General features: G+C 64.5%; 8 protein-coding genes and 3 pseudogenes. 2 read left to right on the top strand and 9 right to left on the bottom strand.

Features of this window, described 5'->3' with window-relative positions; genetic code table 11:
- Nucleotides 1-153 precede the first annotated feature (153 nt).
- The 4 genes from RHBS_RS19865 to purS are packed head-to-tail and all read right to left on the bottom strand — an operon-like array spanning nt 154 to nt 1803.
- Nucleotides 154-483 carry a hypothetical protein gene (locus tag RHBS_RS19865; protein ID WP_121870812.1) on the bottom strand — a complete coding sequence of 110 codons (330 nt, stop codon included), beginning with the start codon at nt 481-483 and terminating at the stop codon, nt 154-156.
- 7 nt (nt 484-490) lie between these two features.
- Nucleotides 491-841 (bottom strand): VOC family protein, encoded by a 351-nt coding sequence (locus RHBS_RS19860; protein ID WP_121870813.1) that lies wholly within the window; start codon nt 839-841, stop codon nt 491-493.
- 36 nt (nt 842-877) lie between these two features.
- Nucleotides 878-1555, bottom strand: a complete 678-nt coding sequence (purQ, locus tag RHBS_RS19855) for a phosphoribosylformylglycinamidine synthase subunit PurQ (protein WP_128646289.1) — start codon at nt 1553-1555, stop codon at nt 878-880.
- A complete protein-coding gene (gene purS, locus RHBS_RS19850) occupies nt 1552-1803 on the bottom strand; it encodes a phosphoribosylformylglycinamidine synthase subunit PurS (RefSeq protein ID WP_128646288.1) in 252 nt (83 codons plus the stop codon). Before purS ends, purQ begins: the two co-directional genes overlap by 4 nt.
- A gap of 99 nt (nt 1804-1902) precedes the next feature.
- Here purS and RHBS_RS19845 point away from each other — a divergent pair, with 99 nt between their 5' ends.
- Complete coding sequence (locus tag RHBS_RS19845) at nt 1903-2541, top strand: MBL fold metallo-hydrolase (RefSeq protein ID WP_128646287.1); 639 nt, start codon at nt 1903-1905, stop codon at nt 2539-2541.
- Nucleotides 2542-2569: 28 nt separating this feature from the next.
- Here RHBS_RS19845 and RHBS_RS19840 read toward each other — a convergent pair whose 3' ends face one another.
- The 5 genes and pseudogenes from RHBS_RS19840 to RHBS_RS19820 form a co-directional block, all read right to left on the bottom strand.
- Complete coding sequence (locus RHBS_RS19840) at nt 2570-3040, bottom strand: LppP/LprE family lipoprotein (protein ID WP_237669468.1); 471 nt, start codon at nt 3038-3040, stop codon at nt 2570-2572.
- A 231-nt stretch (nt 3041-3271) separates the two neighbouring features.
- Nucleotides 3272-4080, bottom strand: a pseudogene (thiM, locus tag RHBS_RS19835) (hydroxyethylthiazole kinase).
- Nucleotides 4081-4143: 63 nt separating this feature from the next.
- A pseudogene (locus RHBS_RS19830) lies at nt 4144-4844 on the bottom strand (DUF2334 domain-containing protein).
- 55 nt (nt 4845-4899) lie between these two features.
- Nucleotides 4900-5409, bottom strand: a complete 510-nt coding sequence (locus RHBS_RS19825; protein WP_374700635.1) for a glutathione peroxidase — start codon at nt 5407-5409, stop codon at nt 4900-4902.
- A 130-nt stretch (nt 5410-5539) separates the two neighbouring features.
- Nucleotides 5540-6937 (bottom strand): cation:dicarboxylate symporter family transporter, encoded by a 1398-nt coding sequence (locus RHBS_RS19820; RefSeq protein WP_121870820.1) that lies wholly within the window; start codon nt 6935-6937, stop codon nt 5540-5542.
- A 194-nt stretch (nt 6938-7131) separates the two neighbouring features.
- Between RHBS_RS19820 and RHBS_RS19815 the strand changes: the two are divergent.
- A pseudogene (locus RHBS_RS19815) lies at nt 7132-8664 on the top strand (ATP-binding protein).
- The last annotated feature ends 28 nt before the right edge of the window (nt 8665-8692 follow it).

Genomic DNA, 8692 nt, shown 5'->3' with positions numbered 1-8692 from the left:
GAGGGGTGGTCGGGCGTCCTTCGGCGGCGTCGCGGATCCACTGGGGTACCTCGCGGCCGCTGCGTTCACGGAGTGCGATCGAGGCGCGGGCTGCTGCGGCAGCGACACTGCGCCGTTCGGTCGCGGTCCAGGTCTTGCGGGTTTCAGCGGTGGTCATCGTGGGTCCTCCAGCTCGTTCTGGTTGTCAGTGTCCTCGGTTTCGTCGGGTTCCGCCAGTGCACGCCGGGTGGATCGGTCGGCCACGGCGACGAGGACGTCTTGCTCGGTGGTGGTGATGAGCGGTGAGTCGGTGACGGTGGCGTAGATATCCCATCCGAGTTCGGCTTCGGCGGGGTCGGCGCTGGTGGTGCGCTCGAGGCACCAGGTGATCCTTGACCATGCCTGCGCTCGTTTGTCGGCGACGGTGCGCTGACGAATGGTGAGAGCGACTCCGACGACGGCGAGGACGCCCACCACCAGAGTCACCCATGCCTGGGCCGGCATTCGATGCTCAGTGCGACCCGGACACGCAGAACACGTTGCCGTCGGGGTCGCTCAGCGTCACCCAGCGAAAGTCGCCCATGGTGTGCTGCGCAACTTCACTCGCACCCGCCTCGACCAGGCGCGCGACCTCGACATCGAGGTCAGCGGTGGTCATGTCGAGGTGGACGCGATTCTTGCCGGGCGTCGGGTCGTCGATCTTCTGAAACGCCATTCGGTACGGTGCCGCAGCGAGTTCGACGACGAAGAACCAGCCGTCGTTCTCCTCCACGATCGTGCCGTCGACCTGCGCCGCCCACCAGTGTGCGAGCGGTTCCGGATCGGTGGTGTCGAACGTGATCATGCCCAAGGTCAGTGTCATGGCGGCACAGTAACCGCCGCCACCGACAAGTTCGGGTCAGGCGTTGACGATCGTGTCCAGCGCCGAGTAGAAGATGCCAAGGCCGTCGTCGCTCGGTCCGGTCAGCGGCTCGGTGGCGTGTTCGGGGTGCGGCATCAAACCGACGACCCGACCGTTTGCCGAAGAGATGCCAGCGATCCCGCGCTGCGATCCGTTCGGGTTGCTGCCGCTGTAGCGGAAGACCACCCGGCCCTCACCCTCGAGCTCGTCGAGCACATCCTGCGGTGCCTGGAACCGACCCTCGGCATTTTTCACCGGAATCAGGATCTCGGCACCGGGCTCGTATCGCGAGGACCAGGCGGTGTCGGTGTTCTCCACGGCCAACCACTGATCGCGGCAGACGAAGTGCAGCCCTTCGTTGCGGGTCAACGCGCCGGGCAGCAGTCCCACCTCGCAGAGCACCTGAAAGCCGTTGCAGATTCCGAGAACCGGCATACCGCCCTCGGCCGCCTTGACGACGGACTCCATGACGGGTGCGAACCGAGCAATGGCACCGGCCCGCAAGTAGTCGCCGTACGAGAAACCGCCGGGAACGACGATCGCGTCGACGTTCTTCAGGTCCGCGTCGGCGTGCCACAGGCTGACGGCTTCGCCACCGGCGAGGGTGACCGCGCGGGAGGCGTCGACGTCGTCGAGGGTTCCGGGGAAGGTGATGACACCTATGCGGGCGCTCATGCGGCGGGCTCTACCGACACACGGGTGACCGTCCAGTCCTCGATGACGGTGTTGGCCAGCAAGGATTCCGCGATCTTGTCGAGCTCGGCATCATCGACGGTGTCGTCGACCTCGAGCTCGAATCGCTTGCCCTGGCGCACGTCGGACACGCCGGAGATACCCAGCCGACCGAGCGCACCTGCGATCGCCTGACCCTGCGGATCGAGAATCTCGGCCTTGGGCATGACATCGACAACGACTCGGGCCACGAAAGCGCTCCTTGAAATACGTACAGCAAGACAGTTACCGGCAGGTGGGAGTCTACGCAGCCTGGCGGGAGGCGCGAAACCGCGCTTACTGTGGAGCACATGCAGCTGACACACTTCGGACATTCCTGCGTTCTCGTCGAGCTGAACGGCACCACCGTGTTGTTCGATCCGGGCAGCTTCTCCCACGGGTTCGAGGGCATCACCGGACTCGATGCCATCCTCGTGACGCATCAGCACCCCGATCATGTCGATCTGCAACGACTTCCCGCCCTCCTCGACGCGAATCCACGTGCGGCGCTGCACGCGGATCCGATGACGGCGGACCAGCTCGGCGGCCAGTGGGCCGCAGCTCCCGCAGGCAAAGCCTTCGCCGTCGGCGGCATCACGGTCACCGGCGTCGGCGGCACCCATGCCGTCATCCACCCCGAACTGCCGGAGATCGACAACACCGGCTACCTGCTCGGCACGCCGGAGAATCCAGGTCAGCTGTTCCACCCGGGCGACTCGCTGTTCGTCCCCGAGCAGCAGGTCGAGGTACTCGCGCTTCCCGCAGCCGCGCCGTGGTCGAAAATCTCCGAGACCGTCGAATTTCTGCGCGCAGTGGCCCCGAGGATGGCATTTCCCATCCACCAGGCCATCGTCGCGGAGCAGGCCAGGGGCATCTACTACGGCCGCTTCAAGGAGATGTCCGACGCCGAAATCCGCGAGCTTCCCGAGGAATCGTCCGTCTCGATCTAACCGGTGACCTCAGGCGGGAGAGTGCCGATCATGTCACCTGCGTCCCGTCCCAGCGGTAGTCGATCGTGGCCGGTCCGCCGGTCGGGTTCGCATTGGCGTCAGCGGCGAGTGGCCAGCGGTAACTCACTGTGATCGTGTCGGCGGACTGGGCCGCCACCGACGTGAACCCGTACGGCTCCGACGTCGCAGTGCCGAGGTACTCAGCGTCGTGGAAGAACAGCAGATGTGTCGGTGAGCTGACCGTCGCGCCGTACGGCAGAGCTTCGACCCAGGTGAACGACGCACAGGGATCGCCCATGTCGGTAGCGACCCACGGTGAATCTGCGAACACGAGCGGGAGCGAGTCCACGGCCTGCGGTACCTGCCCCCACGTCAGATCCAGGCACAGTGGCTCGGCTTCCGACGTACCCATGGGAATCAGGTCGCTGGCCTCCTCTGGTGGCGTCCGCTGCGGCTGCGTTCCTTCGGTGACGGGGGCCGGGTCGGGTGTCACCGGCACCGGACTCGCCTGGGTGGTTGCCGGAACGGCCGAGGACGGTGCTGCCGACGGGGTTCCTTGCTCCGCTCCGCCGCACGCGACGAGGGCTGTTGCACTGACTACGAGGAGTAGAAGTCGTTTCGCCGTTACATCCAGGCGATCAGCATTTTTCGCACCACTACGCGCACATTTCGCGACATTCCCGCGGAAATTTCGGCACAGTGGAGCACCAGTTGCACACTGGAGCGCGCGTCATTCAGGCCAGCCGATGTCGAGCCGAACCAATTCACGCAATGTCGACTCGTCGACCGAGTCCAGTCCGTCGAGGAATGCGGCAGCGAAGGACCCCGGCCGCGATGTCGACCGCGCAGCGATCTCCGACGCCACCGCGACATGCGCGTGCGCCGCGACTGCACCGATCAGCGCATTCGGCGAGACCGAGCAGTAGGCGGCAGCGAGCGCACCGAGCGCGCAACCGGTTGCGGTAACCCGCTGCAGCAGTGCACTTCCGCCGCCGACCTTCACCATGACATCCGGGCCGAGAATGTGATCAGTCTCCCCCGATGCCGCCACCACGTCCGATCGATCGAGCAGCGACCGGGCCGCATCGACCGAATCTGCACGTGTGCAGACGAATCCACCCCTCGCGATCCACCCTCAGCGCCCGCCAGTCCCATGACCTCGGACGCGTTCGCGCGAATGACGCTGGGCCGGTTGGTAAGTAGCTCTACGGCCACCTGGGTTCGCCACGGCAGACCGCCCGCTCCCACCGGATCGAGCACCCATGGCTTCCCCGCTGCCCTCGCTGCGGCCGACGCCAGGTGAGCACTTTCCACCTGGGCGGCCGTCGGCGTTCCGAGGTTGATCAGCACCGCGTCGGCGATCTCGGCGAAGCCCGCCGCTTCCTCGGGGTTGTCCACCATCGCCGGAGCCGCGCCTGCGGCCAACAGTGCGTTCGCGACGAACTGAACCGACACGGTGTTGGTCAGACACTGGACCAGCGGATTGCGATCGCGCAGACGTCGATGTGCGTCGGCGATGTCATCCAGGGTCACGCTCATGGCACTCATCGAACCGAGTCTACGACCGCCCGCCCCCACCCCGTTCGCGAGCGAAGCGGTCCGCTATGCCACGCGGGCTTTGGATCGTGGGGTCCATTCGTACACCCCGGCCTCGGCTCCGTGGTGCAGGGAGAGGTCGATGGCATCGAGGATTGCCTGTCGCGGTCCGGGCCGTCCGAGTTGCTTGGCACTGATGGCCAGACGCACCACTCCATCACGCGGGCGGTGCGGCCTGCGCCGAGTACCAGTGCCTTGAACCACCAGGGCTCGGCTTTGAATCCTTCGCCGATTCCCCATACCCGGGCGCGAACGGTGCCGTCACGGTCGAGGTCGTGAATACCGTTCAACGCAGCCAACATTCGGAATCCCGCGTCTGGAAGTGCCTCGACCGCACCGGGTGAGGCAATCCAGCGCGGAGCGGCGAACACCCGGGTGCGCAGGCCGGTCTGTTCCATGACGCGGTCCGCGGCCATCAGTCGAAGTCGGGCTTCGTGACGCGGCAGTGCGGAGAACTCGGAGCGGCGACGCTTCGTTGCGGCCTGGTCGTAGCCGTGCAGAACGATCGCGTCGCCTCCGTCGCGTCGCGTCCGCAGCCATTCCTGGGTGGGCACGTCCGCTGCGAGACGGTATTTGTCCTTCAACCGAGGCGCGACGAGCAGGGACAGCGGGACGCCTCGTCCGTCCAGGATCCGCGCGAATTCGGCGGCGTGCTCGTAGGTGTCGTTCTTGATACCGCTCACCGACACGATCAGGCGTCCAGACATGACTCGAGCCTCGCACACCAGCGTGAACGAGGCTCGAAGTCGATGCAGACAGAAGCTAAACGGACATCGTTTCCTTCGGCAGGATCTTGTCGATCGCTGCGAGCACCTCGGGGGCGTCCGGCTCGGTGCGCGGACGGAAACGGTTGGTGACGACGCCGTCGGGCGAGATCAGGAACTTCTCGAAGTTCCACTGGACGTCTCCGGACTTGCCTTCGGCGTCTTCGGTCTTGGTCAGCTCGGCGTACAACGGGTGCTGGTTGTCACCGTTGACGTCGACCTTCTCGGTCATCGCGAAGGTGACGCCGTACGTGGTGGAGCAGAAGGTTTCGATCTCCTCTGCGGTACCGGGTTCCTGGCCACCGAATTGGTTGCAGGGCACTCCGACGACCGAAAGGCCGCGAGAGGAGTAGTCGTTGGCGAGCTTCTCGAGCTTTTCGTACTGCGGGGTCAGTCCACACTTGGATGCGACATTGACCACGAGCACGGCCCGTCCGGCGTACTCGTCGAGCGAGGTGGGCGCACCACCCAGCGTGTTGATGCCGATGTTCTGAACTTCAGTCATCACCCGAACTTACCTGTGAGTACCGACAGAATGGAACCGACGTACAAAAGCAAGTACGACCCCGCTGGTGGCGGGGTCGTACTTGCGTTCTTCCGAACCGGGCGACGGGGGGATGCGCGGCGCCCGGCAGGTATTACGCCTTGGCGGCGGACTTTTCGATGATGACCTGCTTGTCGGCAGGTCGATCGTCCTCGGGGAGGTGGTCGTCGACCATGGTCTCCTCGTCGAACGGCAGCTTGCCGTCGAGAACGGTGTTGACCCGATCGTTGTCGATGGTCTTGGTCCAGGTGCCGACCAGCAGCGTGGCGACGGCGTTGCCGGAGAAGTTGGTCACTGCGCGGGCCTCGGACATGAAGCGGTCGATTCCGACGATGATCGGGACGCCGTCGAGGAGCTGAGGCGCGTGGCTTTCCAGACCTCCGGCCAGCGTGGCCAGACCTGCTCCCGAGACTCCTGCCGCACCCTTCGAGGCGATGATCATGAAGAGTAGGAGCGAGAACTGCTCGGGGAGCGAGAGAGGCAGGTTCATGGCGTCGGCGATGAAGATCGAGGCCATCGTCAGGTAGATCGCGGTTCCGTCGAGGTTGAACGAGTAGCCGGTGGGGACGACGATGCCGACGGTGGTGCGCTCGACTCCGACGTGCTCCATCTTGGCGATCAGACGCGGCAGGGCCGACTCGGACGAGCTGGTGGCGACGATGAGCAGGTACTCACGGGCCAAGTACTTGACCAGCTTGAAGATCGAGAATCCGGAGACGAACTTCAGGATCAGGCCGAGGAAGAAGAAGACGAAGATGAAGCAGGTGATGTAGAACGCCAGCATCAGGGTGCCGAGCTGGATGACGGCGTCGAAGCCGGTCTTGCCGACGACACCGGCGATGGCACCGAACGCACCGATCGGGGCGAGCCAGAGGATCATGGTCAGGATGCGGAAGACGAGCTTCTGTACTGCGCCGATGCCCTTGAGGATGCCTTCGCCGCTCTTGCCCATGGCCTGCAACGCGAAGCCGACCAGGATGGCGACGAAGAGTGTCTGCAGAACCGAACCTGCGGTGAGCGAGGACAACAGCGACGTCGGAATGATGCCGGCGATGAAGTCCATCGTGCCGCCCGCGGCTTCGGCGTCGGCCGCATACTCCGAACCTGCGCCCGCAACGGGGATGTTCAGGCCGTCACCGGGCTGGATCAGGTTGCCGACGACCATGCCGATGCCGAGCGCGATGGTCGACATGGTGAGGAAGTACGCCAGTGCCAGTCCGCCGACTCGGCCGACGCTGGCTGCGGCGCGGACCGATCCGATGCCGAGGACAATGGTGCAGAAGATGACCGGGCTGATCATCATCTTGATCAGGCTGACGAACAGAGTGCCGAGAACTGCCAGCTCGACGCCGAAGTCCTTCCACAGCAGGCCGACGGCCACACCTGCGATCACGGCAATGATCACGGCGATGTAGAGCCAGTGAGTCTTGTCGCGCTTCTTCTTGGGCTCGGTGGGCGGATTGTCGAACCGCTCGGCATCGATGGTTGTCATGAATGTTCCTTCTGGTTTCTGGTGAAGCGCGAGTCGAATTGGCTGACTTCGTGACTACTGGGAGTGGAGTGAGGTGGATCACGCCTGCTGAGAGATGATGTTGCTCGACGCCGTGACTGGAGTCACCTATACGTTCATTTCGTTCACACCGACTGTTCTTGCGCGAAAGGAATCCGTTGTCCGCCAAACGTCCGCTGAGTGTCGCCGGCCAGGTATTGGTGTTGCAGCTCGTCGTCATCGGCGTCGTCGTGTTCGCCGGCGGCATCCTGACGGTGCTCAACGAACGGTCCAACAGCGACGACGCGACCCGACGCGAAGTCACGGCAGTGGCCGTGAGCATCGCCAACGAACCGTCGACGCCTCTTGCGATCGAATCCGACGATCCGACGTCGCGTCTGCAGCCGGAAACGGAGAAGATCCGTCAGGTCACGGGTGTCGATTTCATCGTCGTCATGGCACCGGATCGGACCCGTTTCACGCACACGACCGTCGACCTGATCGGTAAACCGTTCAGCGGCAACATCGATCGCGCCTTGTTGGGCGAGACGTTCACCGAGACGTACGTGGGTTCACTCGGGCCGTCGATCCGGTCGGTCACCCCGGTCACAGATACGGAAGGTGAGATCGTCGGCCTCGTCTCCGCCGGCGTCACTCGCCAGAAGATCAGTGATCAGTTCATCCAGGGCCTCCCTCTCATCATCGGGGTCGTGCTCGCCGCCTTCGTCGTCGCCGCAGCGGGATCGACGCTGCTCAGCCGCCGGCTCAGGCGTCAGACACTGGGAATGGCACCGGCGGAACTGCGCACGATGTACGAGCATCACGACGCGGTGCTGCATTCGATCGGTGAAGGCTTGTTGGTGTTCGGCCGCGGCGACGAAGCGGAGCTGGTCAACGACGAGGCCCGACGCTCCTCGATCTACCCGAGGGCCCGGTCTCGTTCGCGTCGTTGCCGGAGTCGATGCAGCAGATGGACACCGGCATCGTGCGCGGCGAATTGCATCTGACGAAGGATCGCGTACTCGTCGTCAATCAGGATCCGGTGATGTGGGAGGCCGACGCCTGGGCAATGTGCTGACGATTCGCGATCAGACCGAATTGCGTTCGTTGATGGGTGAATTGGACTCGGTGCGCAGCTTCGCGGAGTCGCTGCGTTCGCAGGCTCACGAGTCGGCGAACAGGCTGCACACCGTCATCACCATGGTCGAGCTCGGCCGACCCGAGGAGCAGTCGAATTCGCGACGGCCGATCTGGAACTCTCGCAGGCCCTCATCGATCGTCTGATGAACGCGGTGAGCGAACCTGCGCTCGCTGCGCTGCTGCTGGGCAAGGTCAGTCAGGCCGCCGAGCAGGGCGTGGAACTGACGATCACCGACGACACGGCGATGGAGCACGAGGGTGTGCTCACGGCACGTGAATTGGTCACGCTGGTAGGCAATCTGATAGACAATGCCATCGATGCCTCGAAAGAATCCGACCAGCCCTGGGTCGAAGTGACGGTCCGCGACGCCGATGGTGAACTCGTCGTCCGGGTCGCCGACAGCGGTCCGGGAATGCCGCCCGAAACGCTCAAAGCTGCTCTGCGGCGCGGCTACTCGACCAAGTCCGGCTCCCGCGGGCTCGGCCTCGCCCTGGTGACCCAGGTGATCACGCGCCATCGAGGCACCTTGACCTCGGAAGTGACGTACGGATCGGTCCTGGTTGCGACCATTCCGGGAGCTGCCTCGTGATCCGGGTGCTGATCGTCGACGACGAACC

The organism is Rhodococcus sp. BS-15 (assembly GCF_000813105.1).
Taxonomy (GTDB): domain Bacteria; phylum Actinomycetota; class Actinomycetes; order Mycobacteriales; family Mycobacteriaceae; genus Rhodococcoides.
The sequence above is the reverse complement of the archived record's forward strand: the minus strand, read 5'-3'. Positions and strand labels throughout refer to the sequence as shown.

Excerpts from the sequence above, each read along its gene's own strand:
- RHBS_RS19860 (WP_121870813.1), bottom strand. The coding sequence starts at position 841 with ATGACACTGACCTTGGGCATGATCACGTTCGACACCACCGATCCGGAA.
- RHBS_RS19865 (WP_121870812.1), bottom strand. The coding sequence starts at position 483 with ATGCCGGCCCAGGCATGGGTGACTCTGGTGGTGGGCGTCCTCGCCGTC.
- purQ (WP_128646289.1), bottom strand. The coding sequence starts at position 1,555 with ATGAGCGCCCGCATAGGTGTCATCACCTTCCCCGGAACCCTCGACGAC.
- RHBS_RS19820 (WP_121870820.1), bottom strand. The coding sequence starts at position 6,937 with ATGACAACCATCGATGCCGAGCGGTTCGACAATCCGCCCACCGAGCCC.
- RHBS_RS19845 (WP_128646287.1), top strand. The coding sequence starts at position 1,903 with ATGCAGCTGACACACTTCGGACATTCCTGCGTTCTCGTCGAGCTGAAC.